This is a genomic window from Stenotrophomonas maltophilia complex sp. Om-AH-Sm3, assembly GCF_059337855.1.
On record NZ_JBYBLQ010000001.1, the window covers coordinates 200,573 to 226,223 of the forward strand.

Consider the following 25,651-nt stretch of genomic DNA (forward strand, 5'->3'; position numbering starts at 1 on the left):
GCGCCGACTCAGCCGGCGCGGCCGGGCGCCACCACCTGGGCACTGGCCGGCCACTGCACCACCGCCTCCAGGCCACCTTCGGCCCGGTTGCGCAGCCACAGCCGGGCACCGTCCTTCTCGGCCAGGGCGCGCGCGATGGTCAGGCCCAGGCCGGCCCCGCCGGTTTCGCGCGAACGCGAGGTCTCCACCCGCACGAACGGATCGAACACCGCCTCCAGCTGCTCTTCGGCCAGGCCCGGGCCGTCATCGGCCACCACCACGGTAATCGCACCGCCGCTGCGCTCAACCCGCACCCGTGCCCGCTGCGCGTACATCACCGCGTTGTCCACCAGGTTGGAGAACAGCCGGTGCATGGCTAACGGACGCAACATCAGCACCGAACCACTGCCCCCTTCGAAGACCACATCACCGCCGCCTTCGGCGGCGTCCTCGACAATGCTCTCCAGCAGCGAATCCAGGTCAAGTGCGGCGCGCTGCTCGGCACTCTCGGCGCTGCGCGCCAGTTCCAGGCCCTCGCGCACCAGCGCCTGCATCGCCGCCAGGTCGCCGATCAGGCGCTCACGCAGGGTCTCGTCGCTGACATTCTCCAGGCGCAGGCGCAGCCGTGTCAGCGGCGTCTGCAGGTCGTGGGTGATCGCCGCCAGCATCTGCGTGCGTTCGGCCAGGTGCCGCTGCAGGCGGTGCTGCATGGCGTTGAAGGCTTCGGCGGCACGCTGCACTTCGCGCGGCCCGCGCAGTGGCAACGGGTCGCGCTGCAGGTCATCGCCAAGGTCTTCTGCGGCTGCGGCCAGTTCCTGCAGCGGCGCGCTGGCCATGCGCGCGACGATATAGGCCAGCACGGCAATCGCCAGCACCAGCAGGGTCAGGAACCATGGGTCCACGGCGAGGATGCCGTTGTGCGCCACCGCCGGCGAGTCCAGCGCCAGCTTCAGCAGCGTGCCGTCGTTGAGGGTCACGTCCACCGCGCGGCATTTGGGCGGGATGAACGCGGGGTCGCGTTCGCGCGGCGGCCGCCGGTGGCCCGGCGGCGGCGGCGGCAGCAGCTCCTGCAGTTTGGGAATGCAGGAGCGGAACGAAGCGAAGTGCACGTGCGCGCGCGACACCGGCCCGGGGCGGTCTTCCAGCACTTCCATCAGCGCCGTGTCGGCACGCCCCAGGCGTGCGCCCGGCTGCAGCGCGCGCACGCTCGGCCCGCCGATCGCCAGCAGGCGCTCGCGCAGCTCCGGATTGCCGTCCAGCAGGTTGACGTAGCCCTGCAGGCGGTCGGCGATGCGGTTCAGGTTCTGCCGCTCGAACTCCTGCTGGCGCTTGGAGGTGGCCAGCATGGTCGCGCCGATCGCAGCCACCGCCATGCCCAGCAGCAGGATCACGAACAACCGCCCGACCATCGAGGACAGGAAATGGCGCAGGCGCGTCATCGCGGTTTATTCCAGGTTGACCGACGAGGCAAGCACGTAGCCTTCGTTGCGCACGGTCTTGATCAGTCCATCCGGGCCACCATCGTCGCCCAGCTTGTTGCGCAGGCGGCTGACCTGCAGGTCGATCGCGCGGTCCTGAGCCTCGTAGTTGCGGCCACTGCTGAGCGCGACCAGCTGCTCGCGCGACAGCACCTTGTTGGCGTGGGCGATGAACACCCGCAGCAGGCGGAACTCGGCGCCGGACAGCACCACCACGCGGCCATCCGGATCGACCAGGTGGCGATGCTCGAGGTCGAATACCCAGCGCGAGAAACGCGCGCGGCGTACCGCCAGTGGTTCCAGGTTGGCCGGCAGCGCCTCGGTCCGGCGCAGCACGTTGCGGATGCGCGCCAGCAGCTCGCGCGGCTCGAACGGCTTGGCCAGGTAGTCGTCGGCGCCCATTTCCAGGCCCAGCACGCGGTCGATCGGCTCGGCGCGCGCGGTCAGCATGATCACCGGCGTGTTCGAACGTGCACGCAGGTCACGGCACAGGGTCAGACCATCCTCGCGCGGCAGGTTGAGGTCCAGCACGATCAGGTCCACGTGCTCGCGGTCCAGCAGTTGGCGCATGGCGGTGCCATCGGCCGCAGTGCTCACCTGGTAGCCGGCGCGGCCGAGCTGCTCGGCCAGCAGCGTGCGGATGTCGTTGTCGTCGTCGACGATCAGCAGTCGATGCATCGGGTTTTCAGTCTCCATGTCGCGATCATCCCGTGTCGGCAGCTGAACCGCATCCGGGGCAATGCGTACCAGTGTATCCACCCGCGGGCGGGATACCTGTGGTTACGCCTGTTCACCGACAGTGTTACATACAGACATACCCCGAGGATTGAGCCGTCCATCGCCCGGTCTTCACAATGCCCACCAACGCCGCCCTCGCGGCCTCGAGAGTGAAGCCACGACGTGACGTTCCGCCTGCTGCCAGCGACCCGCCGGAGTCGCCTGATGCTGATCGCCCTGCTCGCCCTGATCGTCGCCGCGACCGCCTGGTGGCTGCTGCGCAAGCCCGCCGCCCCGGCGGTGGCAACGTCGCCGGTCAGCCGCGGTGACATCGAACAAACGGTGGATGCCACCGGCGTGATCGACGCCTACAAGCTGGTCAGCGTCGGTGCGCAGGCCTCGGGCCAGATCAAATCGCTGAAGGTACAGCTGGGCGACACCGTGAAGGAAGGCGACCTGATCGCCGAGATCGATGCCACCACCCAGCAGAACCAGGTGCTCAACGCGCAGGCCTCGCTGGACCAGGTCACCGCCCAGCGCGCGGTGCAGCAAGCCACCCTGCGCCAGGCCGAACTGGAGTTCGCGCGCCAGCAGCAGATGCTGGCCGCCGAAGCCACCTCGCGCCAGGAATACGATGCCGCAGAAGCACAGCTGAAGACCGCCCGCGCCCAGCTGCAGTCCTACGAGGCGCAGATCAAGGGCCGCGAAACCGAGCTGGGCACCGCCCGCGCCAACCTGGCCTACACCCGCATCACCGCGCCGATGGACGGCACCGTGGTCGCGGTGGTGGCCGAGGAAGGCCGTACCGTGAACGCCAACCAGACCGCACCGACCATCGTCATGCTGGCGCGGCTGGACGTGGTCACCGTCAATGCCGAGATCTCCGAGGCCGACGTGGTCAAGATCAAGCCCGGCATGCCGGTGTACTTCACCACCCTGGGCGACCCGGACCGCAAGTATCACGCCACGCTGCGCCAGATCAATCCGGCGCCGGCCTCGATCGCCAACGAGAATTCGTCCAGCTCCAGCAGCTCCTCCAGCTCCAGCTCCAGCAGCGCGGTCTACTACAACGCGCTGTTTGATGTGGAAAACCCGGACGGCACGCTGCGCATCGACATGACCGCGCAGGTCTCGGTACTGCTCAAGCAGGCCAAGGGCGTGCTGATGGTGCCGGCGGTGGCACTGGGACCGAAGCGCCGTGGCGATGAGCGGATGGTGCGGGTGCTGGACGAGAAGGGCCAGCCGCAGCCGCGCAAGGTCACCGTCGGCATCAACAACGGCGCCTCGGCCGAGATCCTGTCCGGCTTGAAGGAAGGCGAGCGCGTGGTGGTCGGCGAAGCCGGTGCGGCCGGTGCCAGCGCCGGCGGCGGCAACCGCGGCGGCATGCAGATGCGGGTCGGCGGCCCGGGCATGGGGCGCCGATGAGCACGACGGCGCCGCTGCTGCGGCTGCGCGACCTGCGACGTGAATTCCCGGCCGGCGACGATGTGATCGCCGTACTGCGCGACGTCCATCTCGACATCCACGCCGGCGAGATGGTCGCCATCGTCGGCCAGTCCGGCTCCGGCAAGTCGACGCTGATGAACATCCTCGGCTGCCTCGACCGTCCCACCCGCGGCAGCTACCAGGTGGCCGGCCGCGAAACCGGAAAGATGGAGCCGGACGAACTGGCCGAACTGCGCCGCGAGCATTTTGGTTTCATCTTCCAGCGCTACCACCTGCTCGGCGACCTCGACGCGCGCGGCAACGTGGAAGTGCCGGCGGTGTATGCCGGCAGTCCCGGCCCGGTGCGCAACGCGCGTGCCGAGCAACTGCTGCAGCGGCTGGGCCTGGGCGACCGCATGCATCACAAGCCAGGCCAGCTTTCCGGTGGCCAGCAGCAGCGCGTGTCGATCGCACGCGCCCTGATGAACGGCGGCGAGGTGATCCTGGCCGACGAACCCACCGGCGCGCTCGATACGAAATCCGGTGAGGAAGTGATGGCGATCCTCGGCGAACTGCATGCCGAAGGCCACACCATCATCATCGTCACCCACGACATGAGCGTGGCCCAGCACGCACAGCGCATCATCGAGATCCGCGATGGCGAGATCATTGCCGACCGCGCCAATCCGGATGCGCCGAGTTACCGCGCCCAGCGCGAAGCCAGTACCGGCGTCGCCCACGGCAACAGCTGGCGGGCGGCCCGCGACCGCTTCACCGAAGCGTTCCGCATGGCGCTGCTGGCGATGAACGCCCATCGCCTGCGCACCTTCCTGACCATGCTCGGCATCATCATCGGCATCGCCTCGGTGGTCTCGGTGGTGGCGCTGGGCAATGGCTCGCAGCAGCAGATCCTGCAGAACATCAGCGCGCTCGGCACCAACACCATCGACGTTTATCCCGGCCGTGGTTTCGGCGACATGCGCTCGGCCCGGGTGCAGACGCTCAAGGCCAGCGATGCCGATGCACTGGCAAAGCAGAGCTATGTGGACAGCGCCACCCCCAGCGTATCGACCTCGGTCACCGCGCGTTATCGCAACCAGTCGTCGACCGCCCAGGTCAGCGGCGTCGGCGAGCAGTTCTTCCGGGTCAAGGGGGTAACCCTGCTCAGCGGCAGCTTCTTTGATGCCGATGCCGTGAGGGGCCTCGGCCAGGTAGCGGTGATCGACGAAAACACCCAGACCCAGTTCTTCCCCGATGTCGACCCGGTCGGCCAGGTGATCCTGCTCGGCAACGTGCCGGCACGCGTGGTCGGCGTGGCCAAGCGCCAGAGTTTCGGTTTCGGTGGCAGCACCAGCCTCAGCGTCTGGGTGCCCTACACCACGGTGATGTCGCGCATGCTCGGCCAGAGCCATGTCTCCAGCATCACCGTGCGCGTGGACGACAACACACCGATGGATGCCGCTCAGGAAGCGATCACCCGCCTGCTGACGATGCGCCACGGCACCGAGGATTTCTTCCTCAGCAACAGCGCGGAGATCCGCGACACCATCGAGCAGACCACGCGCACGATGACCCTGCTGATCGGTGCCATCGCCGCCATCGCGCTGCTGGTCGGCGGCATCGGCGTGATGAACATCATGCTGGTGTCGGTGACCGAGCGCACCCGAGAGATCGGGGTGCGCATGGCCGTCGGTGCACGACAAAGTGATATCCGCCAGCAGTTCCTGATCGAAGCGGTGCTGGTTTGCCTGCTCGGTGGCGTGCTCGGCATCGGCCTGGCCCTGCTGCTGGGCTCGATGATCGGCCGCTTCGCCAGCGACTTCCAGGTGCTGTTCTCCACCGCCTCGATCATTGCCGCCTTCGCCTGCTCGACCCTGATCGGCGTGGCGTTCGGCTTCCTGCCCGCGCGCAATGCCGCGCAGCTTGACCCGGTGGAGGCCCTGGCACGCGAATGAAGATGATGACCCGACTGCCCTTCCCTGCCCCTTCGCGCCGGCTGCTGGCGGGTGCCGTTCTGCTCGCCCTGTCTGGCTGCGCCTCTGTCGGCCGCTATCCGGTGGCCGATCCCGATGTGGCGGCCCAGTATGGGCGTGGCGATGCCACCCTCAACGCACCGGCCGACGACCCGCGCAGCAGCCTGGACACACCGGGCCACGACATCCGCCAGGACACCTGGTGGACCGGCTTCGGCGATGACCGCCTGGACCGCCTGGTGGCGCAGGCGCTGGCCGCCAACAGCGACCTGGCCGCCGCCGGCCTGGCCGTGCAGCGTTCGCGCCTGCAGGCCGGCCTGGCCAGCAACGCGCTGTGGCCGCAGCCTTCGTCATCGGGCGTCAGCGGCAATGCCAGCCGCGCCACCGACCAGGCCGACGACTGGCGCCGCAGCTACTCCACCGGCGTTTCGCTGGGCTGGGAGGTCGATCTGTGGGGACGCCTGCGCACCCAGCGCGACATCGCCCGCTGGGAAGCCGAAGCCAGCGAGGAAGACCGGCAGAATACCGCCCTGCTGGTGATCAGCGACACCATCACCCAGTACTGGAACCTGGCCTACCTGAACCAGTCGCTCGCCACCGGCCAGGCCAACCTGGAGCGGCTGGAGCGCACCCGCGAACTGGTGCAGGCCCGCTTCGACGCCGGTGCGGTATCGCGTCTGGAAGTGCGCCAGGCGCTGCAGAACCTGCAATCGCAGCGCGCCTCGCAGAGCGCGCTGGAACAGCAGCGGGTGGAGGTGCGCAACGCACTGACCGTGCTGCTGGACGGCACGCCCTGGCCCCAGCAGGACGAACCGCAGGACCTGCTGGGCGCACGCAGCCCGCGCATTGTCGAGGGGCTGCCGGCCGACCTGCTCGGCCGCCGCCCCGACCTGCGCGCGGCAGAACTCCGCCTGCGCAACAGCCTGAAGACCATCAAGGTCACCGCCACCCAGTACTACCCGGCGCTGAGCCTGACCGGCAGCCTCGGTTCCAGTGCGACCTCGCTGGGCGATGTACTGCGCAATCCGGTGGCCACGCTGGGTGCCGGCCTTTCGCTGCCATTCCTCAACCTGCAGCGCGCGCAGCTGGATACCGATATCGCCGGCACCAGCTATCAGATCGCCGCGACCAATTTCCGCAAGACGCTGTACACCGCGCTCTCGGAAGTGGACAACGCACTGTCCGCGCGCGAGCAGCTGGCGCGCCAGGTCGCTGCCTCGCAGGCTTCGTACGAGGAAGCGGTGGAAGTGGAGCGCGCGCAGGAAGTGCGTTATCGCGTGGGTGCTACCGATCTGCGCACCTGGCTGGAAGCGCAGCAGACCCGGCGCGATGCAGAGTTGTCGCTGGCGCGCGTGCGCCAGGGCCAGCTGAACAACGACGTGACCCTGTTCAAGGCACTGGGTGGCAGCGCGGGCTGAGGCGGCAAGAGCGCCAACCAAGGTTGGCGACTACCGGTAGGTGTCGACCTTGGTCGACACGGCACATGGAAAAGGGGTCGGATCCCTCGCCTGCGAAGAGGGATCTGACCCCGATCACGTCGCGCCGGCGGATCAACCGCGCTGGCGCACGGCCTCGAACAGGCTGACGCCGGCGGCGACGGAGACATTCAGGCTCTCGATCTCGCCCGGCATCGGGATCTTGACCAGGCCATCGCAGTTCTCGCGGGTCAGGCGGCGCAGGCCGTCGGCTTCGCCGCCCAGCACCAGCGCGATGTTGCCCTTCAGGTCCAGCTGGTACAGCGACGCGGTGGCTTCGCCGGCCAGGCCGTAGATCCACACGCCCTGCTTCTGCAGGTCCTTCAGGCAGCGCGACAGGTTGGTTACCGCCACCACCGGGATGAGGTCGGCGGCGCCGGCCGAGGTCTTGCGCACGGTCGCGTTGACCGTGGCCGACTTGTCCTTGGGGATGATCACTGCAGTCGCACCGGCCGCAGCCGCCGAGCGCAGGCAGGCACCCAGGTTGTGCGGGTCCTGCACCTCATCCAGCACCAGCAGCAGCGCCTTGCCCTCGGCCGCAGTGACCAGGCCTTCCAGCTCGTTCTCGCTGTAGGTGCGGGCGGCGGCATAGCGCGCGGCCACGCCCTGGTGGCGCACCGAGCCCCCCACACCGTCCAGCGCCTGGCTGTTCACCTTGCGCACGTCGATGCCCTTGCGGCGGGCGTTTTCCTCGATCTCAGTCAGGCGCGGGTTCTTCGCACCGGCCTCGACCAGCACTTCGCGGACGTTCTCGGCGTCGTTCTCGATGGAGGAGGCGACGGCGTTGACGCCGACGATCCACTGGCTGTTCTTGCTCATGCGGGCGGGGACCGGAAAGGGGGTGGCTATGGTAGAGCATCGGCGGTCCGGGCGCTGCCGCGCCCCGCCTCCCTGTACAGCCGAGCCTGCGCTCGGCTGTCCTGGGTTCAGCCTGCGGCGACAGCGTGGAGACGGCGCTACAGGTGCGTCACCGGCTGCGCGGTGGCCAGTGCGGCGTGTCGTGGTCGGGGTGCTGGTGGGACACGATCGTGGCCAGGAAGTCCAGGGCCGCGATGTCCTCCTCGGTACGCCGTACGGGCAGGCTGGCCAGGCCGTCGACGAAGGGCAGCTTGCGCTCGACCCCGTACTGGATCGTCGGAGGCAGGCGTTCGGGTTCGTCGAACGCGCCGGCAGCCACCGCCACGCCATCGGGCGCTTCGTAGGTCAATGGCGTGCCGCAGTCGGCGCAGAAGCCACGCCGCACCACGTTGGACGACTGGAAATAGCGCGGCTGGCCGCGGGTCCAGCTGAACTGCACACCGCGTACCGACACCAGCGGCGCGTAGTAGGCGCCGAAGGCCTTCTGGCACATGCGGCAGTGGCAGATCGAGCTGTCGGTCAGCGCGCCACGCACGTGGAAGCGGATCGCGCCGCACTGGCAGCCGCCGCTGTATTCGGGTTGGCCTTGCATGCGATGTCTCCTGGTGGTGCCGGCCGCTGGCCGGCAACCCGTCGGTGCCGAGGGTGCCATGGATGCCGGCCAGCGGCCGGCACTACCACGGTCATCAATAGTTCTCTTTCTTCCGCTTGGCCGGCTTGCCCCGCTCAGGCAGCGGCGGCAGGCCATCGCCCTCGTCCTCACCCTTGTGTTCCACCAGGCGGAAGTCGATCTTGCGTTCTTCCATGCTGGCCTTCAGCACCAGGATGCGCACGCGGTCACCCAGCCGGTAGCTGCCGCCGCGGCGCTCGCCGGTCAACGTCTTGCGGGTCGCGTCGAACTTGTAATAGTCCTGCGGCAGCTGGGTCACGTGGACCAAGCCCTGCACCTTCGACTCGTCCAGTTCCACGAACAGGCCGAAGCTGGTCACGCCGCTGATCACGCCGTCGAACTGGCCGCCCACGTGCTTTTCCATCCACGCCGCGCGGTAACGCTCGTCGACCTCGCGCTCGGCCTCGTCGGCACGGCGCTCACGCTCGGAACACTGCAGCGCCAGCGCGGCCATCTCGCGGGCGTTGTAGGTGAACTTGTCCAGCGGCTTGCCGGACAGCGCATGCTTGATCGCGCGGTGCACCAGCAGGTCGGGATAGCGACGGATCGGCGAGGTGAAGTGCGCGTAGGCCTCCAGCGCCAGGCCGAAGTGGCCGTGGTTCTCCGGGCTGTAGATCGCCAGACTCTGGCTGCGCAGCAACACCGACTCCAGCAGCGTCGCATCGGGGCGGTCGCGGATCTTCTTCAGCAGCTTGGTGTAGTCACCCGGGCGCACCTTCGACCACGGTGGCAGGCTCAGCTTGAACTCCTTGAGGAATTCCAGCAGGTCGGCGTACTTGGTTTCCGGCGGCTTCTCGTGGATGCGGTACGGCGCCGGCACGTGGCGCGACAGCAGGTACTTCGCCGCCTCCACATTGGCCGCGATCATGCATTCCTCGATCAGCTTGTGCGCGTCGTTGCGCACCAGCATGCCGGCCTGGGTGACTTCACCACGGTTGTCCAGCACGAAGCGTACCTCGCTGCTTTCGAACTCGATGGCACCGCGCTTGGCACGTGCCTTGGACAGCACCTTGTACAGCTGGTGCAGGCGCTGCACCTGCGGCAACAGCTCACCCATCCACGCTTTGGTATCGGCATCATCCTCGCCCACCGCCTTCCACACCTGGGTGTAGGTCAGGCGCGCGTGCGAATTCATCACGGCCTCGTAGAAGCGCGAATGCGTGACCAGGCCGTCACGATCGATCTGCATGTCGCAGACGAAGCACATGCGGTCGACCTTGGGCATCAGTGAGCAGATGCCGTTGGACAGGGTCTCCGGCAGCATCGGCACCACGAAGCCGGGGAAGTAGACCGAAGTCGCACGCTTCTGCGCTTCCTCGTCCAGCGGCGTGCCGGGGCGCACGTAGTTCGAAACATCGGCAATGGCCACCACCAGGCGGAAGCCATCGGCATTCGGCTCGCAGTACACCGCGTCGTCGAAGTCCTTGGCATCCTCGCCGTCAATGGTAACCAGCGGCGTGCTGCGCAGGTCGACACGGTCGCCGATCATTGCCGGCTCGACCACCATCGGCACCGAGGCGGCTTCGTCCAGCACCTCCTGCGGGAACTCGAACGGCAGCTCGTGGCCGTGGATGGCGGTCTCCACCACCAGCGATGCGGTCAGCTTGTCGCCCAGCACGGCGATGATGCGGCCGATCGGCGGACGGCGGCTGTCCGGTGCCTGGGTCAGTTCGCAGACCACCAGCTGGCCATCACGCGCGCCCCCGGTCTGGTCCGGCGGCACCTGCACGTTGCGCTGCACGCGCTTGTCGTCAGGTACCACGTAATTGATCCCCATCTCGACGCTGAAGCGGCCGATCAGGCGGGTCATGCCGCGTTCGAGCACGCGCGCAATGCTGCCTTCGCGACGGCCACGGTGGTCGATGCCGGTCACGCGGGCCAGCACCTTGTCGCCGTGCATCACCTTGCGCATTTCATACGGCGGCAGGAACAGGTCGTCGCCACCCTCGACCGGACGCAGGAAACCGAACCCTTCCGGGTTGGCGATCACCACGCCGGTAACCAGGTTCAGGGTCTGGATCGGGGCGAAACCGCCGCGGCGGTTCTGCACCAGTTGGCCATCGCGGACCATGGCACCAAGCCGGCGCGACAGCGCCTCGGCCCGATCCGGTGCGGTCAGGCCCAGGCGTGCACCCAGTTCCTCGGCGGTCTGCGGCCCTTCGCAACGCTCCAGCAGGGCCAGGATGGCCTCGCGGCTGGCGATGGGCTGTTCGTATTTCTCGGCTTCGCGGGCGGCATAGGGATCGTCGATCACCTTGCCGGCCGGCGGCAGCTTGCGGCCCGGGGCCGGGCCGGGCGCTGCCGCATCAGCGGTGCGGACCTTGCGGCCGCGTGGCGGCGCACCGCCTTCATTCAATTCGGGGAACCAGCCCGGCAACGGCTTGCCCGGCTTGGTGGTGCGGGCTGCGCCCGCCTTCGGGCCCTTCTTCGGGCCTTGGCTGCGGGATTGGCTGCGGGACTTGCTCCCGCCCTTGCTTGGTTTTTTGGTAGTCATCGCCCTACATGGTAGCCGTTGACGGCGTGCAGAACGGGTCAGCGCCCGCCTTGGAGGCGTTGGATGAAATAATTTCAGGAAGTCGTTGACAGCTCCCGGATTCATCTTCACAATTGCGCCTCTGGAACGCCCAGGTGGCGGAATTGGTAGACGCACTAGTTTCAGGTACTAGCGGGTAAAACCGTGGAGGTTCGAGTCCTCTCCTGGGCACCAACGAAAAAACTCCTCGCTTCGGCGGGGATTTTTTTTGCCTGCGATCCGGCGCTCTGGCCATGGGGTCAGAGCCCCTTTCGCAAGCGAAACGGGATCCGACCCCGGCGCTGCAAAAGGTGTTGACACCCCCCATAACGACACCCCATAATCTCGCTCCTCGACGCCCAGGTGGCGGAATTGGTAGACGCACTAGTTTCAGGTACTAGCGGGTAAAACCGTGGAGGTTCGAGTCCTCTCCTGGGCACCACGTCGAGAATGAGAAAGACCCGCGAAAGCGGGTTTTTTCATGCCCGGGATTTGGCATCAGAACAATGGCCGCAGCACCAGCTCCAGGCCGAGCAGCAGCAGGAAGCCAAGGAAGCACGCCCGAAACACCCGTGCGCTGATGCGCTGCCGGATCGCCTGCCCCAGCCACATGCCCAGCAGTGCCGGCACCACCGCCAGTGCACTCAAGCCCAGCTGCTGGATGCCGAACGCACCGTGCAGCACCAGGCCCGTGGTCAGTGCAATCGTCGATACGGTGAACGCCAGCCCGAGCGCCTGCACCAGTTCTTCGCGCTGCAACCCCAGTGATTGCAGGTACGGCACCGCCGGCATCACGAACACGCCGGTGGCGCCGGTCACTACGCCGGACAGCGCGCCCACCAGCGGCCCCAGCCAGCGCTCGCGCCGCTGCGGCACGCGGAACACCGGCGCAAGCAACGCATAGGCGGCATAGACCATCAGGGCCACGCCCAGTGCAACGCGCGACCCGCTGCGATCGACCCGTACCAGCAGCGCTGCCGAACCCAGCGTCACCACCACCACGGCCAGCATCATCGGCCACAGGCGCCGCACGATGGGGCCCAGCGCTGGCCCGGACAGCAGCTGCCACGCATTGGTGACGAAGGTCGGGATGAACAGCATCGACGCCGCCGCCACCGGCGACAGCGCGCCACCGAGCAGGCCCATCGCCACCGTCGGCAGCCCCATGCCCGTCACGCCCTTGACCACGCCGGCCAGCACGAACACCACCACCAGCAACCCATAGAAGTACATCGATTCATTCATGCCTTCATTGGATCGGGCCGTCGCCCGGCGCACAATGCGGTCTTCCCGGCCCACCCTTCGGCTGATCCGAAGGCGGTGGCCCTGCGATGAGGGAACCCACATGCGGATGGACATCGCCGACCTGCGCCTGTTCCTGGCAATCGCCGAGGCCGGGAGCATCACGGCCGGCGCAACGCAGGCGAACCTGGCCCTGGGTTCGGCCAGCGAGCGCCTGCGCACGATCGAAGCCGATGCCGGCACCCTGCTGTTGAACCGGCATCCACGTGGCGTCAGCCTGACTGAAGCCGGCGCCGCCCTCGCCCACCATGCACGCCTGATCCTGCAACAGCAGGCGCAGCTGCGCGGCGAACTGCAGGCATTCGCGCAGGGGGCGCGCGGCACCCTGCATCTGTATGCCAACACCGCAGCACTGACCAACTACCTGCCCTCGCGGCTCGCACCGTGGTTGGCCGAACGACCCCGCCTGCACGTCGAACTGCTGGAACGCACCAGCCCCGAAGTCGTGCGTGCAATCAGCGCTGGCCAGGCCGAGGCCGGCATCATCAGTGATGCGGTCGACGCCACCGGCCTGCAGCAGCATGTGGTGGCCGAAGATCCGCTGGTGATGCTGCTGCCTGCCGATCACCGGTTTGCATCACTGCGCAGCGTGACCTTCGCCGATGCCGCCGGCGAGACCTTCGTTGCCCTCGCCGATGGCAATGCGCTTCAGATCTACATCGAAGACCAGGCCCGCGACATCGGGCGCCGCCTGGATGTGCGCATCCGCATGAAGACCTTCGAGGGTGTCTGCATCATGGTCGGCCACGGCATCGGTGTCGGCATCGTGCCGCGGAGCATCGCGCGCCAGCATCGACGCAGTACGCATACCGTTGCGGTGCCGCTTGCCGATGCGTGGGCACAACGCCGCCTGTGCGCCTGTTTCGCCGGGTGGGCGCAGCTGTCACCGGCGATGCGCAGCCTGCTGCACCACCTGGGCGTGCAACCGCAGAAAAAAGTGTGAAATGTTGTTGACACACTCTCTGCCGTGCCGCACAATTCCTCTCCTGAGTCGCCCAGGTGGCGGAATTGGTAGACGCACTAGTTTCAGGTACTAGCGGGTAAAACCGTGGAGGTTCGAGTCCTCTCCTGGGCACCACGACTCAAGATGATCAAACCCGCGAAAGCGGGTTTTTTCGTTTCCGGAGGCTGGGTGGCACGCGATGACGTGGATCCACCAGACAGAAACCCCGCCTTGCGGCGGGGTTTTGTGCGTTTCAACGCCAATGGTCGATCAATGCCCACCGCCCGCGGACGCCGCACCTGCGCCTGCGCCGAACGGCGGCTTGGCCAGCCACAGGAAGGTGATGATCGCCAGGAAGATCCAGCCCAGCAGGAAGAAGATGTCGTTGAAACCCATCTGCGATGCCTGGTGGTTGATCATGTTGTTCAGTACCGCCGCGCCATGTTGCAGGTCGCCCTGCCCCATTGCCGTGACCTGCTCCTGCATGCCCGGCTGATAGGCCGAGATGTGCTCGGTCAGATCGGCATGGTGCACCTGGGTACGCCGCGCCCACAGCCACGTCGTCAGCGAGGCCGCGAAGCTGCCGCCCAGCGTGCGCAGGAACGTCGCCAGGCCGGAGCCCGCCGCGATCTCGCGCCCATCCAGGTCCGACAGCAGGATCTGCAGCACCGGCATGAAGAACAGCGCCACGCCAATGCCCATGATCAGCTGCACGCCGGCCACGTGCATGTAGTCCACCTGCAGGTTGAAGTTCGAGCGCAGGAAGCTGGTCATCGACAGCACGATGAACGCCACGGTGGCCAGCATGCGCATATCGAAGCGCGACGCATACTTGCCCACGAACGGCGTCATGATCACCGGCAGGATGCCGATCGGTGCGGTCGCCAGGCCTGCCCAGATCGCGGTATAGCCCATGTCACGCTGCAGCCACTGCGGAATCAGCAACGCCACGCTGAAGAACGCCGCATAGGCCACCACCATCGCCAGCGTGCCGGCACGGAAGTTGCGGTGCCGGAACAGCTTCAGGTCGACGATCGGATCCTTGTCGGTCAGTTCCCAGATCAGGAACACCGTCAGCGTCACCACCGCCACGCAGGCCAGCACCACGATCTTCATCGACGAGAACCAGTCCTCGTCGTTGCCCAGATCGAGCACCAGCTGCAGCGCGCCGACACCGATCACCAGCGTGATCAGGCCGACGTAGTCCATCTTCGGCTTCTCGATCTGCTCCGGGCGTCCCTTCAGCTGGTTGCCCACCACCAGCGCGGCGAAGATGCCCAGTGGCACGTTGATCAGGAAGATCCATTCCCAGCTGTAGTTGTCGGTGATCCAGCCACCGAGGATCGGGCCGCAGATCGGCGCCACCACCGTGATCATCGCCAGCAGCGCCAATGCCTGTCCGCGTTTCTCGCGCGGGTAGATCGAGACCAGCAGCGACTGTGTGATCGGGTACATCGGACCGGCCACGAAACCCTGCAGCGCACGCGACACCACCAGCATGCCCATGCTCTGCGCAAGGCCGCACAACAGCGAGGTGATGACGAAGGCCAGCGTGGCCCAGACGAACAGTTTGCGTTCGCCGAAACGGCGGCTGAGCCAGCCGGTCAGCGGCAGCGCGATGGCCGTGCTGACCGCGAACGAGGTGATGACCCAGGTCGCCTGCTGCGAACTGGCACCGAGGTTGCCGGCGATGGTCGGCAGCGAGACGTTGGCGATGGTGGTGTCGAGCACCTGCATGAACGACGCCATCGCCAGGCCGACGGTGCACAGGGCGACGCTGGGCGGCAGGAACCCGGAGGCTGCAGCCGGCGCCGCCGGTGCGCCCGGAGCGCCGGGCGCGGCTGGAGCTTGTGCGGACATGGCGACCTCAGCCCACCTTCGCCTGCTGCTGCGGCAGGTTGCCCTGGATGATCGTGTGGATCACCTCGTCGGCATCATGCAGCTGCTTGGCATACACGTCGGTGTCGAACACCGTGCCCTTGGCCGGGATGCTCGGCAGCACTTCGCCCTTCTGGTCGCGCAGGCTCACTTCGGCCTTCATCGACAGGCCGATGCGCAGCGGGTGCTCGGCCAGCTGCTTGGCATCGATGGCGATGCGCACCGGTACGCGCTGCACGATCTTGATCCAGTTGCCGCTGGCGTTCTGCGCCGGCAGCAGCGAGAACGCCGAGCCGGTGCCCAGGCCCAGGCTCTGGATGCGCCCCTTGTACTTCACGTCGCCGGCGTACAGGTCCGACTTCAGCTCCACTTCCTGGCCCAGGCGCATGTGGCGCAGCTGGGTTTCCTTGAAGTTGGCCTCGACCCACATCTGCTCGGTCGGCACCACGGCCATCAGCGCATTGCCCGGCTGCACGCGCTGGCCGACCTGCACCGAACGACGGGCGACGTAGCCGGAGACCGGCGCAACGATGCCGGCGCGGGCATTGTTGAGGAAGGCCTGGCGCAGCTGCGCAGCGGCGGCCTGCACATCCGGCTGGGTGGCGATCACGGTGTCGTCGACCAGCGCGCGGTTGCGCTCGACGGTCTCGCGTGAACCGACCACGGCGGCTTCGGCCGCGGCCAGCTCGTCGCGGGCATGGGCCAGTTCTTCGTTGGAGATGGCGCCGGTGGCGGCCAGGTCCTTGCGGCGGGCGTAGTCTTCGCGCACGCGCTTCAGGGTCACCTGGCGGGCGTTCAGGTCCGCCTGCGCGCCTTCCACGCTGCGGTACAGGCCGCGGGTCTGGCGCACGGTCTTGGCCAGGTTGGCTTCGGCCTGCTGCAGCGCCACTGCGGTGTCGGACGGGTCCAGCTGCACCAGCAGCTGGCCGCGCTCCACGCGCATGCCGTCATCGGCATTGATGGCGACCACGGTGCCGGCCACCAGCGGGGTGATCTGCACCTGGTTGCCCTGCACGTAGGCATCGTCGGTCTCTTCGAACCAACGGCCGAACATGAAGTACCACAGCGCCAAAGCGGCAAGCAGCAGCACGACGATCACGAACAGGCCGCGCAGCAGGTTGCCGCGGCGGTTGGGGGCGGCCGGGGCCGCAGTGTCTTGGGTCTGGCTCATGTCGGAGATCTTCAGGAATGCGAGGAATCGGAATGGGAGGCGATCGATGCGCGGTCGGCGTCAGTGGGCTGGAAACCACCGCCCAGCGCCTTGCTCAGGCGCACCGAGGACTGCACCTGCTGCGACTGCAGGCCGGCCAGCTGCTGCTGCGACTGCAGCAGGGTGGACTGCGCGGTCAGCACGTCCAGGTAGCTGCCGATGCCGGCACGGTAGCGCTGCTGGGCCAGGTCGAAGGCAGCGCGTGCGGTGTCCACCGCCTGCTGCTGCGACTGCGCCTGCTGTGCCAGCGAGCGCACCGCGTTGACCTGGTCGGCCACATCACGCAGCGCATCGAGCACGGTCTGGTTGTAGTTGGCCACCGCCAGGTCGTACTGCGCATCGGTATTGGCCAGGTTGGCGCGCAGCTTGCCGCCCTCGAAGATCGGCAGGCTCAGCGCAGGGCCGATATAGGCGAAGGTGGAACTGCTCTTCAGCAGGTCGCCCACATTCGGGGCGACCACGCCGGCCAGCGCGGTCAGGTTGAAGCTCGGGTAGAACTTGGTCTTGGCAACCTTGATCTGCTTGTCGGCCGCTTCAACGCGCCAGCGTGCGGCGACGATGTCGGGGCGGCGGCCAAGCAGCTCGCTGGGCAGCACGCCCGGCAGCTGCAGTGCCACCGGATTCAGCGGCCGCGGGCGCTGGATCGACAGGCCACGGTCCGGGCCCTTGCCGACCAGCGCGGCCAGCGCGGTGCGGGCGGCGTCGATACGCTGCTGGGCCGCCTGCACCTGCTGCTGCGCGGCCGGCACACGGGCCTCGGCCTGGCGCACCTGCAGATCACTGTCGATGCCGGCGCTGCGGCGCTGGCGGGTCAGTTCAAGTGACTTCTGCGAACGGGTCAGCTCTTCCTCGGCCACGTCGTTGAGCTGCCACGCGTAGGCCAGGTCGGCATAGGCCTGGGTGATGCCAGTGGACAGGTTCAGGCGTGCAGCCTGCGCTTCAACGGTGGCGGCGTGCGCACCGTCCACGGCGGCTTCCCAGGCGGCGCGCTTGCCGCCCCACAGGTCCACGCCATAACTGAAGTCGAAGGCGACCTGGCTGCTGCCGCCGTAACGGCCACCCATCTCGCTGCCGACCATCGATTCGGGCAGGCGCAGGCCGGTGTAGCCACCGGACACCGACAGGCTCGGCAGTTCGTCGGCACGTGCGGTGCCGACCTGGGCCTGGGCCTGGCGCAGGCGGGCATCGGCGGCGTCAAGGCTCGGGTGGCCGGCCAGGCCCTCGGCGACCAGCGCGTCCAGCTGCGCATCACCCAGTGCCTTCCACCAGTCCTGCGCCGGGAAGCCGGTGGCGCTCAGGTCGGTGTCGGCCAAGGTGCGTTCGCTGTGCAGGCTGTCCACGTCAAGCACGTGGCCCTGCGGGTTGAGGCCACGACTGCTGGCGCAGGCGGCCAGGGCCAGGGCCAGCGCTGACACCAGCAGCGCGCGCCCGGACCGGCGGAGAGTGGAATGCGGGATCGGGTTCATGGGGTCGTCAGTGAATCGCGGATTCGGGTAAGGAGGGACAGCAGCAGCGTGCGCTCGTCGGCGGAAAGATCACGCAGGGCGTAATCCATCACCGCGTCGCCACGCAGCTTCAAGCGTGCCCACAGCGCGCGGCCTTCGTCGGTCAGCACGATCTGCAATGCCCGCCGGTCCTGCGCATGCGGTTCGCGGCGGACACAGCCCAGCGCTTCGAGCTTGTCCAGCAGCCGGGTCACCGCGCTGGGCACCTGATCGATGGCCTGGGCCAGTTCGTTGGCGGTGCACGGCGCCATGTTCGAAAGCACCTTCAACCCGATGTAGTGGGTGAAGCCGATGCCCAGATCTTCTTCAGCCATGGACGCGTCGAGTTGGCGGACCAGGCCGTCGCGCACCTGGCGCAGCAGCAGGCCGAAGCTGGGGGGAGTGGTTGCAGGACAGATCATGGGGGAGCATTCTCTTCCAAAAAAAATATTTCTCAATGGAAATATTCGATCTGGCATCGAATGCTGTGTTGCAGCAGTGGGCTGGATCAGTGAAGGCGCCTACCTTAATGACCTGGTCAGGTGGCCCGGTAGTACAATCCAGCCAATGGATGACACATTTCAGCCAGCAGACATGATGAACAAGGCAGAAATCCCTACTCCCAAACGCCTGCTCAGGGACGAAGCACTGGACTGGTTCGAGCGCAACGACGGTCCCCCGGTGGTTGGTTTCCGCTTCGACAGCCCGCAGGGGTTGGTCCGTGAAGTGGATTGGCATCATCACCAGCGCGCGCAGCTGATCTGCGTCGAGCGCGGCCTGCTGACCACCCGTACCTCGCACGGCACCTGGTCGCTGGCGCCGGGCTCGGCCGGCTGGATGCCACCGCTGGAGCCGCACACGGTCACCCTCGACGGACCCCTGCGTGGCTGGGGCATGGCGCTGGCGGCTCCGGTCTGTGCCACCCTGCCCTCCGATCCCTGCGTGCTGGGCCTGTCCAAGCTGGCGCAGGCGCTCGCCGAGCGCATCTGTGACTGGCTACCGGGCTACGACACCACCTCCGAACGCCAGCACATCATCGAGGTGCTGGTGGACGAGATCCGCACAGCGCCACGCCAGCGCATGCACTTGCCGATGCCGCATGACCGGCGCCTGCTGAAGATCGCCTCGCAGCTGCTGGCCGACCCGTCCGACGAACGCAGCCTGGCCGAATGGGCGCACTGGGCCGGCCTGTCACCGCGCAGCCTGACCCGCCACTTCCGCGACGAGACCACGCTCAGCTTCGCCCAGTGGCGGCAGCAGGCCCGGCTCTCCGAAGCCCTGCGCCAGTTGACCGATGGCCGCAGCGTCGCCGACATCGCCCACGCACTGGGCTTCAGCAGCGCCAGCGCCTTCGTCACCGTGTTCCGCCGCCACTTCGGGCTGCCACCGGGGCGCTACCTGGCGCGGGCCGGCCACGGCCTGGAAACCGGGCTGGACCCTGCGCGCGGCTTGGCATCCCCCGCCGCATCCGGATAATCACAGGATTGCGAGCGGCGACCGCCGTCGCCGCCTCCCGACATAGGTAACAACGCCGCATGACCGAACTTGCCCGCCCCGTGTTCCACGGATTCGAACAACTGCCGCTGCGCGAGTACGCCGAACGCGCCTACCTCGACTACTCGATGTACGTGGTCCTGGACCGTGCCCTGCCGTTCATCGGCGACGGCCTGAAGCCGGTGCAGCGCCGCATCATCTATTCGATGAGCGAGCTGGGCCTGAATGCCGCGTCCAAGCCGAAGAAGTCCGCACGCACCGTCGGTGACGTCATCGGTAAGTACCACCCGCACGGCGACAGCGCATGCTACGAAGCACTCGTGCTGATGGCGCAGCCGTTCTCGTACCGCTACCCGCTGATCGAGGGCCAGGGCAACTTCGGCTCCAGCGACGACCCGAAGTCGTTCGCGGCGATGCGTTACACCGAATCCAAGCTGACCCCGATCGCCGAAGTGCTGCTGGGCGAACTGGGCCAGGGCACCACCGACTGGGCACCGAACTTCGACGGCACCCTGCAGGAGCCGACCTGGATGCCGGCGCGGCTGCCGCACCTGCTGCTCAACGGCACCACCGGCATCGCCGTGGGCATGGCCACCGACGTGCCGCCGCACAATCTCAACGAGATCGTCAGCGCGCTGCTGCACCTGCTGGACAACCCCGACGCCAGCGTGCGCGATCTGTGCGAACACGTGCAGGGCCCGGACTATCCGTCCAGCGCGGAGATCATCACCGCGGCCAATGACCTGCGCAACATCTACGAGACCGGCAACGGCAGCGTGCGTGCACGCGCGACCTTCACCAAGGAAGCCAGCAACATCGTGATCACGGCGCTGCCGTTCCAGGTGTCGCCGTCGAAGGTGATCGAGCAGATCGCCGCACAGATGCGCGCCAAGAAGCTGCCGTGGCTGGAAGACATCCGCGATGAATCCGACCACGCCAACCCGGTGCGCGTGGTGCTGGTGCCGCGTTCGAACAGGGTCGACGCCGACCAGCTGATGGGCCACCTGTTCGCCACTACGGACCTGGAGCGCAGCTACCGCGTCAACCTCAACGTGATCGGGCTGGACGGCCGTCCGCAGGTGAAGAACCTGAAGACGCTGCTCAGCGAATGGCTGACCTTCCGCAGCAACACCGTCACCCGCCGCCTGCAGCACCGCCTGCAGAAGGTCGAGCGCCGCCTGCACCTGCTGGAAGGCCTGCTGGTCGCCTTCCTCAACCTGGACGAGGTGATCCACATCATCCGTACCGAGGACGAACCGAAGGCGGCGCTGATCGCGCGCTTCGGACTGTCCGAGGAACAGGCCGAGTACATCCTGGAAACCAAGCTGAAGCAGCTGGCCCGCCTGGAAGAGATGAAGATCCGCGGCGAGCAGGAAGAGCTGGCCAAGGAGCGCGAGAAGATCCTCGGCATCCTCGACAGCAAAGCCAAGCTGAAGAAGCTGATCCGCGATGAACTGACCGCCGACGCCAGGAAGTTCGGCGACGCACGCCGTTCGCCGCTGGTGCAGCGCCAGGCGGCGCAGGCCATCGACGAGACCGAGCTGGTGCCGAGCGAACCGATGACCGTGGTGCTGTCGGAGAAGGGCTGGATCCGTGCCGCCAAGGGCCACGACGTCGATGCATCTGCCCTGTCCTACCGTGAAGGCGACGGACTGCAGGGCGCGGTGCGCGCACGCAGCACCCAGCAGGTCGCGTTCCTCGACAGCGAGGGCCGCGCCTACTCGACGCCGGTGCACACCCTGCCCTCCGCGCGCGGCAATGGTGAACCGCTGACCGGCCGCTTCTCGCCGGCACCGGGCACCAGCTTCGTGACCCTGGCCAGCGCCGAGCCGGACACCCGCTTCGTGCTCGCCTCCAGCCACGGTTATGGCTTCGTCACCCGCTTCGAGAACCTGATCGGCCGCAACAAGGCCGGCAAGGCGATGCTGAACCTGTCTGCAGGTTCGTCGGTGCTGACCCCGTCGGCAGTGGCCAACGTCGCCACCGACCGCATCGTGGCAGTGACCAGCTCCGGCAACCTGCTGGCGATCGCCGCCAACGACCTGCCGGAACTGGACAAGGGCAAGGGCAACAAGATCATCGAGATCCCGAAGGCCAAGCTCGCCACCGAACGTGTGGTCGCCATCGTGGCGATCAGCCCGGGGCAGACCCTGCAGGTCCGCGCCGGCCAGCGCACGATGGGGCTGAAGTTCAACGAGCTCGACGCCTACCTCGGCGCCCGCGCCACACGCGGCCACCTGCTGCCGCGCGGCTGGCAGAAGGTGGAAGGGCTGTCGGTGGAATAAGGGCTTGGGCCCTGCCCCTGGCGGGTGTCAACCTTTGTTGACACGCCTTGCCCCGGTAGACGCCAACCTCGGTTGGCGCCGATCGACGAACAGGGCATAAGCGACAATTGTTGACCAGCTGAACGCAAATAGCCGGGGAAGTCCCGGCTATTTGCGTTTCTGCATCACAATCAAATAATTGACGCCACGACCAACTGCCGAATGATGCCTTCAACAATTCAGGTTCAAGACCTTGGCGAACTGCACATCGTTGGCGATCGCGATACAGGCTGGTTCGCCCAAGGACGCCTGCCTGCCGGGGACGGCACCTTCTTCTCGATCCAGATGTCGGAAGGTGGTCAGCTGATGGCTGGAGTCGGCTTCGTGATGGAACAGCTCTCGAGACTCCCAGTGCTGCAACAGTACGCATTGGATCATCTCGCCGCACACTTCCCAGTCGAAGCTTCGTCGGGGGAAGGCCCTCTCGCCTCTGAGCCAGAGATTACGTTCTGGGAGCTTGAAAGGTGGTCGATGCTCTTTGCAGAGGGACGACTACCCTTCTGCTACCCCTACGGAGTTCCGGTCGACTTCATTGGACTGACTCCCGTGGGATACCAAGATCTCTCCGATGCTGAGGAGATATGAAGCCCCGTCTCCGACTTGAATCTCCGTCGTCGTGCCATGCATTCCGAGCCTGGGATCTGAGCCGTTTTCGTCGAAAACGGATCTGACCCCGGACACGAAAAAGCCGGGGCAGTCCCCGGCTTTTTCGTTGTCGGCTGGCGGGCGGTGGAGCGGCTGGCGGGCGAAGGCTGGCTGGCGGTGCTCCGGTGCTGGCGGGCGACAGAACGCTGTGCTTCCGGTAGAGCCGACCGCGGGTCGGCTGCCTTTGGCTCCCGGTAGAGCCGACCGCTGGTCGGCTGCTTCCCGCTTCTGGTAGAGCCGACTGTTAGTCGGCTGCTCCAACGAAAACCAGCCGACCAGCGGTCGGCTCTACCGGAAGGCAGCCGAGCATTGGCTCGGCTCTACAAAAAGCGGTGTCGGCTCAGTGCGCCGGGGCGCCGTTGCCGTCGATCTTGCTCAGCTGGTACAGCTCCAGGCCGATGCGCTTGATCAGGCCCAGCTGCTGTTCCAGCCACCAGGCGTGGTCTTCCTCGGTGTCCTTCAGCTGGGCCAGCAGGATGTCGCGGCTCACGTAGTCACCCTTCTCCTCGCACAGCTTCATGCCGGCGGCGAGATTGTTCCGAACCGCGTATTCAGTGTCGAGATCCTTCTGCAGCATTTCTTCGACGGTTTTGCCCGGCTCGGTGGCATGCGGGCGCATGTCCGGGTCGCCGCCCAGGAACAGGATCCGGCGCAGCAGCGCATCGGCGTGCTGGGTTTCCTCTTCCATCTCGTGGTTCAGGCGTTCGTAAAGTGCGAACAGGCCCTGATCCTCGTAGCGGCGGGAATGGATGAAGTACTGGTCGCGGGCAGCGAGCTCGCCACGCAGCAGTTCCTTCAGGCAGGCGATGACGTCCGGGTTGCCTTTCATGGGGGGGCTCCTGTGAATCGATATGGCATAGGGTGCCGCATTTCAGAATACGGTGATCTAATCGGAATCAGTCGCAGTTGCGCCTGCGGCTACAATCGGCCCACGAGTTCGGAAAGGACGTGCGATGCGACGTACATGGCGTTGGGTGCTGGGCGTATTGATCGCCATCGTCCTGGTCACCGCCCTGGTGCTGTGGCTGCTGCTGCGCGGCAGCCTGGCCGATCTGGACGGCGAGCATGCGTTGCCGGGACTGGCGAAGCCGGTCACCCTCGAACGCGATGCGCTGGGCGTGGTCACCATCACGGCCGGCAGCCAGGCCGACGCGATGCGCGCACTCGGCCGCGTACACGCGCAGGAACGCTACTTCGAGATGGACCTGATGCGCCGCAGCGCCGCCGGCGAACTGTCCGCACTGTTCGGACCGAAGGCCATCGACGCCGACAAGCGCATGCGCGTGCACCGTTTGCGCGCACGCACCAAGGCACACATGGACGCTGCATTGGGCGACAACGGCGATGCCGTGCGCGCCTACGTGGACGGCGTCAACGAAGGCCTTGCCGACCTCTCCGTGCGGCCGTGGGCGTACCTGCTGCTGCGGCAGTCACCGCAGCCTTGGCAGGCCAGCGACAGCGTGCTGGCCGGGCTGGCCATGTACGCCGACCTGCAGGATCCCGGCAACCAGACCGAGCTTGCGCTCAGCCGCATCCGCGCGGTGGTGCCGTCGGCGCTGTACGCACTGATCGCCCACGACGGCACTGAATGGGATGCACCGCTGTTCGGCGAACCGACCGGCAACGCCACGCTGCCCGATGCCAGCCAGCTGGACCTGCGCACGCTGAAGGGAAAACCGGGCACCGGGCAGGAAGAAGCCGACGCCGTCGGCAGCAACAACTTCGCGGTGGCCGGTGCGCTCACCGCCGACGGCCGCGCCATTGTTGCCGACGACATGCACCTGGGCCTGCGCGCACCCGGCCTGTGGTTCCGCGTGCGCCTGCGCTACCCCGACCCGCAGGCCGCTGGCGGCCAGGTCGACGTCACCGGCTTCTCGCTGCCCGGCCTTCCGGCCGTGATCGTCGGCAGCAACGGGCACGTCGCCTGGGGTTTCACCAACAGCTACATCGACACCGCGGACTACCGCACCGAACCGGCCAATGCCGCAGTGACGGTGCATGAAGAACGGATTGCGGTGGCCGGCCGGGCGGATGTGCTGTTCCCGGTACGCGAAACCGCCTGGGGACCGATCCTGCACACGCATGCCGATGGCAGCGGCGACGCGCTGCGCTGGGTCGCCCAGCTGCCCGGTGCGGTGCGCCTGGACTTCGGTGACCTGGCCCGCGCCGGTGATCTGGACGCAGCCCTGCAGTTCGCCGACCACGCCGGCATTCCCGCACAGAACCTGGTGATCGGCGACCGCACCGGACGCATCGCCTGGCGCCTGATCGGCGCCCGCCCGGATCGCGGTCCGGGCTGCGCGCCGGCCGGCTTCAACGCCGCCCACAACCAGGACTGCGCCCCCTGGCCGATCCGCAGCGATGCCTCGCCGGCATTGATCGATCCACCCAACCATCGCCTGTGGACCGCCAACGGCCGCGTCCTCGACGGCGAGGCGCTGGCTACCGTCGGCAATGGCGGTTATGACCTGGGTGCCCGTGCGCGGCAGATCCGCGACCTGCTGGCGATCCAGGAGCGCTTCGATGAACACGACCTGCTGGCGATCCAGCTCGACGATCGCGCGGTGTTCCTGCAGCGCTGGTGGGCGCTGCTGCACGACGTCATCGAACGCAGTGACGACCCTGCACTGAAGCGCTTGAAGGAGGCCAGCCATCAATGGGGCGGCCGTGCCTCGGCCAGCTCAGTCAGCTTCCGGGTGGTGCGTGAGTTCCGTACGCAGGTGATGAAGACACTGTCCGATGCACTGCTGGCACCGGCCAATGCGCAGCTGGGCGATGACTATCTGGAGCCGCGCCTGGCGCAGCTGGAAGGCGTGGCCTGGCCGATGCTGCAGCAGCGGCCGGCCAATCTGCTGCCACCGGCCTTCGACAGCTGGGATGCACTGCTGATCGACGCCGCACGCCGTACCGAAAGTGAGCTGACCAGGCAGGGACCGCTGGCCATACGCAGCTGGGGCGAACGCAACACCGCGGCGATCTGCCATCCCATCGCACGGGCGCTGCCGGACATCGCCAAACGCTGGCTGTGCATGCCGGCCGACCGCCTGCCCGGCGACCGCGACATGCCGCGCGTGCAGACGCCGAACTTCGGCGCTTCCGAGCGCATGGTGGTTTCACCGGGCCACGAGGCCGACGGCATCGTGCACATGCCCGGCGGCCAGAGTGGGCATCCACTGTCGCCCTATTGGGGTGCCGGCCACGAAGACTGGGTGCATGGCCGGCCGACGCCGTTCCTGCCCGGCAAGGCGCAGCACACCATGACGCTGGTGCCGGCACTACCGTTC

Annotated in this window: 18 protein-coding genes, 3 tRNA genes and 1 pseudogene; 11 read left to right on the forward strand and 11 right to left on the reverse strand. The window is 67.2% G+C overall.

Features of this window, described 5'->3' with window-relative positions; genetic code table 11:
- Positions 1-8: 8 nt before the first annotated feature.
- Together AC10QF_RS01010 and AC10QF_RS01015 are read right to left on the reverse strand one after the other, a co-directional pair.
- Entirely contained in the window at positions 9-1,418 is a 1,410-nt protein-coding gene (locus tag AC10QF_RS01010) for an ATP-binding protein (protein WP_494541579.1), read from the reverse strand.
- 6 nt (positions 1,419-1,424) lie between these two features.
- Positions 1,425-2,153 carry a response regulator gene (locus AC10QF_RS01015; RefSeq protein WP_005415886.1) on the reverse strand — a complete coding sequence of 243 codons (729 nt, stop codon included), beginning with the start codon at positions 2,151-2,153 and terminating at the stop codon, positions 1,425-1,427.
- A 204-nt stretch (positions 2,154-2,357) separates the two neighbouring features.
- Here AC10QF_RS01015 and AC10QF_RS01020 point away from each other — a divergent pair, with 204 nt between their 5' ends.
- The 3 genes from AC10QF_RS01020 to AC10QF_RS01030 are packed head-to-tail and all read left to right on the forward strand — an operon-like array spanning position 2,358 to position 6,990.
- On the forward strand, positions 2,358-3,599 hold the full coding sequence (locus AC10QF_RS01020) for an efflux RND transporter periplasmic adaptor subunit (protein ID WP_032954055.1): 1,242 nt from the start codon (positions 2,358-2,360) through the stop codon (positions 3,597-3,599).
- The gene (locus tag AC10QF_RS01025; RefSeq protein ID WP_053499927.1) at positions 3,596-5,554 is read left to right on the forward strand and encodes a MacB family efflux pump subunit; all 1,959 of its coding nucleotides are present in this window, start codon (positions 3,596-3,598) and stop codon (positions 5,552-5,554) included. The genes AC10QF_RS01020 and AC10QF_RS01025 overlap by 4 nt, the downstream gene beginning before the upstream one ends.
- Positions 5,551-6,990 carry an efflux transporter outer membrane subunit gene (locus AC10QF_RS01030; protein ID WP_494541580.1) on the forward strand — a complete coding sequence of 480 codons (1,440 nt, stop codon included), beginning with the start codon at positions 5,551-5,553 and terminating at the stop codon, positions 6,988-6,990. The genes AC10QF_RS01025 and AC10QF_RS01030 overlap by 4 nt, the downstream gene beginning before the upstream one ends.
- A gap of 132 nt (positions 6,991-7,122) precedes the next feature.
- Here the strand turns inward: AC10QF_RS01030 and rlmB are convergent, their stop codons facing one another.
- From rlmB to rnr, 3 genes are all read right to left on the reverse strand, one after another.
- Positions 7,123-7,866, reverse strand: coding sequence for a 23S rRNA (guanosine(2251)-2'-O)-methyltransferase RlmB (gene rlmB / locus AC10QF_RS01035; RefSeq protein WP_005408775.1), 744 nt, complete (start codon positions 7,864-7,866; stop codon positions 7,123-7,125).
- Positions 7,867-8,014: 148 nt separating this feature from the next.
- A complete protein-coding gene (locus AC10QF_RS01040; RefSeq protein WP_494541581.1) occupies positions 8,015-8,497 on the reverse strand; it encodes a GFA family protein in 483 nt (160 codons plus the stop codon).
- A 94-nt stretch (positions 8,498-8,591) separates the two neighbouring features.
- Entirely contained in the window at positions 8,592-11,069 is a 2,478-nt protein-coding gene (gene rnr / locus AC10QF_RS01045) for a ribonuclease R (RefSeq protein WP_494541582.1), read from the reverse strand.
- Between the two features lie 128 nt (positions 11,070-11,197).
- Here rnr and AC10QF_RS01050 point away from each other — a divergent pair.
- Both AC10QF_RS01050 and AC10QF_RS01055 read left to right on the forward strand, forming a co-directional pair.
- Positions 11,198-11,282: transfer RNA gene (locus tag AC10QF_RS01050), tRNA-Leu, on the forward strand.
- A 162-nt stretch (positions 11,283-11,444) separates the two neighbouring features.
- Positions 11,445-11,529 (forward strand) — tRNA-Leu (locus AC10QF_RS01055).
- A gap of 56 nt (positions 11,530-11,585) precedes the next feature.
- Here AC10QF_RS01055 and AC10QF_RS01060 read toward each other — a convergent pair.
- Entirely contained in the window at positions 11,586-12,332 is a 747-nt protein-coding gene (locus AC10QF_RS01060; protein ID WP_494541583.1) for a sulfite exporter TauE/SafE family protein, read from the reverse strand.
- A 100-nt stretch (positions 12,333-12,432) separates the two neighbouring features.
- On the opposite strand from AC10QF_RS01060, the gene AC10QF_RS01065 reads away from it, so the two are divergent.
- A complete protein-coding gene (locus tag AC10QF_RS01065; RefSeq protein WP_494541584.1) occupies positions 12,433-13,332 on the forward strand; it encodes a LysR family transcriptional regulator in 900 nt (299 codons plus the stop codon).
- Positions 13,333-13,382: 50 nt separating this feature from the next.
- Positions 13,383-13,467: transfer RNA gene (locus tag AC10QF_RS01070), tRNA-Leu, on the forward strand.
- Between the two features lie 135 nt (positions 13,468-13,602).
- Here AC10QF_RS01070 and emrB read toward each other — a convergent pair.
- The 4 genes from emrB to emrR are packed head-to-tail and all read right to left on the reverse strand — an operon-like array spanning position 13,603 to position 18,326.
- Positions 13,603-15,192, reverse strand: coding sequence for a multidrug efflux MFS transporter permease subunit EmrB (emrB, locus tag AC10QF_RS01075; RefSeq protein WP_065186080.1), 1,590 nt, complete (start codon positions 15,190-15,192; stop codon positions 13,603-13,605).
- Between the two features lie 7 nt (positions 15,193-15,199).
- A complete protein-coding gene (gene emrA, locus AC10QF_RS01080) occupies positions 15,200-16,381 on the reverse strand; it encodes a multidrug efflux MFS transporter periplasmic adaptor subunit EmrA (RefSeq protein WP_494541585.1) in 1,182 nt (393 codons plus the stop codon).
- A gap of 11 nt (positions 16,382-16,392) precedes the next feature.
- Positions 16,393-17,886 carry a multidrug efflux transporter outer membrane subunit EmrC gene (gene emrC, locus AC10QF_RS01085; RefSeq protein ID WP_494541586.1) on the reverse strand — a complete coding sequence of 498 codons (1,494 nt, stop codon included), beginning with the start codon at positions 17,884-17,886 and terminating at the stop codon, positions 16,393-16,395.
- Positions 17,883-18,326 (reverse strand): multidrug efflux system transcriptional regulator EmrR, encoded by a 444-nt coding sequence (emrR, locus tag AC10QF_RS01090; protein WP_005415875.1) that lies wholly within the window; start codon positions 18,324-18,326, stop codon positions 17,883-17,885. Before emrR ends, emrC begins: the two co-directional genes overlap by 4 nt.
- 172 nt (positions 18,327-18,498) lie before the next feature.
- On the opposite strand from emrR, the gene AC10QF_RS01095 reads away from it, so the two are divergent.
- The 3 genes from AC10QF_RS01095 to AC10QF_RS01105 all read left to right on the forward strand — a co-directional run bounded on the left by AC10QF_RS01095 (position 18,499) and on the right by AC10QF_RS01105 (position 22,307).
- Positions 18,499-19,380 (forward strand): helix-turn-helix domain-containing protein, encoded by an 882-nt coding sequence (locus tag AC10QF_RS01095; protein ID WP_181299207.1) that lies wholly within the window; start codon positions 18,499-18,501, stop codon positions 19,378-19,380.
- A 59-nt stretch (positions 19,381-19,439) separates the two neighbouring features.
- Entirely contained in the window at positions 19,440-21,683 is a 2,244-nt protein-coding gene (gene parC / locus AC10QF_RS01100) for a DNA topoisomerase IV subunit A (RefSeq protein WP_069137979.1), read from the forward strand.
- A gap of 201 nt (positions 21,684-21,884) precedes the next feature.
- Complete coding sequence (locus tag AC10QF_RS01105; RefSeq protein ID WP_494541587.1) at positions 21,885-22,307, forward strand: hypothetical protein; 423 nt, start codon at positions 21,885-21,887, stop codon at positions 22,305-22,307.
- 400 nt (positions 22,308-22,707) lie between these two features.
- Here AC10QF_RS01105 and bfr read toward each other — a convergent pair whose 3' ends face one another.
- Positions 22,708-23,196 (reverse strand): bacterioferritin, encoded by a 489-nt coding sequence (bfr, locus tag AC10QF_RS01110; RefSeq protein ID WP_005408763.1) that lies wholly within the window; start codon positions 23,194-23,196, stop codon positions 22,708-22,710.
- A gap of 124 nt (positions 23,197-23,320) precedes the next feature.
- On the opposite strand from bfr, the pseudogene AC10QF_RS01115 reads away from it, so the two are divergent.
- Positions 23,321-25,642 (forward strand): annotated as a pseudogene (locus AC10QF_RS01115) (penicillin acylase family protein); the annotation flags it as partial.
- Between the last annotated feature and the right edge of the window lie 9 nt (positions 25,643-25,651).

Excerpts from the sequence above, each read along its gene's own strand:
- AC10QF_RS01010 (WP_494541579.1), bottom strand. The coding sequence starts at position 1,418 with ATGACGCGCCTGCGCCATTTCCTGTCCTCGATGGTCGGGCGGTTGTTC.
- AC10QF_RS01015 (WP_005415886.1), bottom strand. The coding sequence starts at position 2,153 with ATGGAGACTGAAAACCCGATGCATCGACTGCTGATCGTCGACGACGAC.
- AC10QF_RS01025 (WP_053499927.1), top strand. The coding sequence starts at position 3,596 with ATGAGCACGACGGCGCCGCTGCTGCGGCTGCGCGACCTGCGACGTGAA.
- AC10QF_RS01030 (WP_494541580.1), top strand. The coding sequence starts at position 5,551 with ATGAAGATGATGACCCGACTGCCCTTCCCTGCCCCTTCGCGCCGGCTG.
- rlmB (WP_005408775.1), bottom strand. The coding sequence starts at position 7,866 with ATGAGCAAGAACAGCCAGTGGATCGTCGGCGTCAACGCCGTCGCCTCC.
- AC10QF_RS01040 (WP_494541581.1), bottom strand. The coding sequence starts at position 8,497 with ATGCAAGGCCAACCCGAATACAGCGGCGGCTGCCAGTGCGGCGCGATC.
- rnr (WP_494541582.1), bottom strand. The coding sequence starts at position 11,069 with ATGACTACCAAAAAACCAAGCAAGGGCGGGAGCAAGTCCCGCAGCCAA.
- AC10QF_RS01060 (WP_494541583.1), bottom strand. The coding sequence starts at position 12,332 with ATGAATGAATCGATGTACTTCTATGGGTTGCTGGTGGTGGTGTTCGTG.
- AC10QF_RS01065 (WP_494541584.1), top strand. The coding sequence starts at position 12,433 with ATGCGGATGGACATCGCCGACCTGCGCCTGTTCCTGGCAATCGCCGAG.
- emrB (WP_065186080.1), bottom strand. The coding sequence starts at position 15,192 with ATGTCCGCACAAGCTCCAGCCGCGCCCGGCGCTCCGGGCGCACCGGCG.
- emrA (WP_494541585.1), bottom strand. The coding sequence starts at position 16,381 with ATGAGCCAGACCCAAGACACTGCGGCCCCGGCCGCCCCCAACCGCCGC.
- emrC (WP_494541586.1), bottom strand. The coding sequence starts at position 17,886 with ATGAACCCGATCCCGCATTCCACTCTCCGCCGGTCCGGGCGCGCGCTG.
- emrR (WP_005415875.1), bottom strand. The coding sequence starts at position 18,326 with ATGATCTGTCCTGCAACCACTCCCCCCAGCTTCGGCCTGCTGCTGCGC.
- AC10QF_RS01095 (WP_181299207.1), top strand. The coding sequence starts at position 18,499 with ATGATGAACAAGGCAGAAATCCCTACTCCCAAACGCCTGCTCAGGGAC.
- parC (WP_069137979.1), top strand. The coding sequence starts at position 19,440 with ATGACCGAACTTGCCCGCCCCGTGTTCCACGGATTCGAACAACTGCCG.
- AC10QF_RS01105 (WP_494541587.1), top strand. The coding sequence starts at position 21,885 with ATGATGCCTTCAACAATTCAGGTTCAAGACCTTGGCGAACTGCACATC.
- bfr (WP_005408763.1), bottom strand. The coding sequence starts at position 23,196 with ATGAAAGGCAACCCGGACGTCATCGCCTGCCTGAAGGAACTGCTGCGT.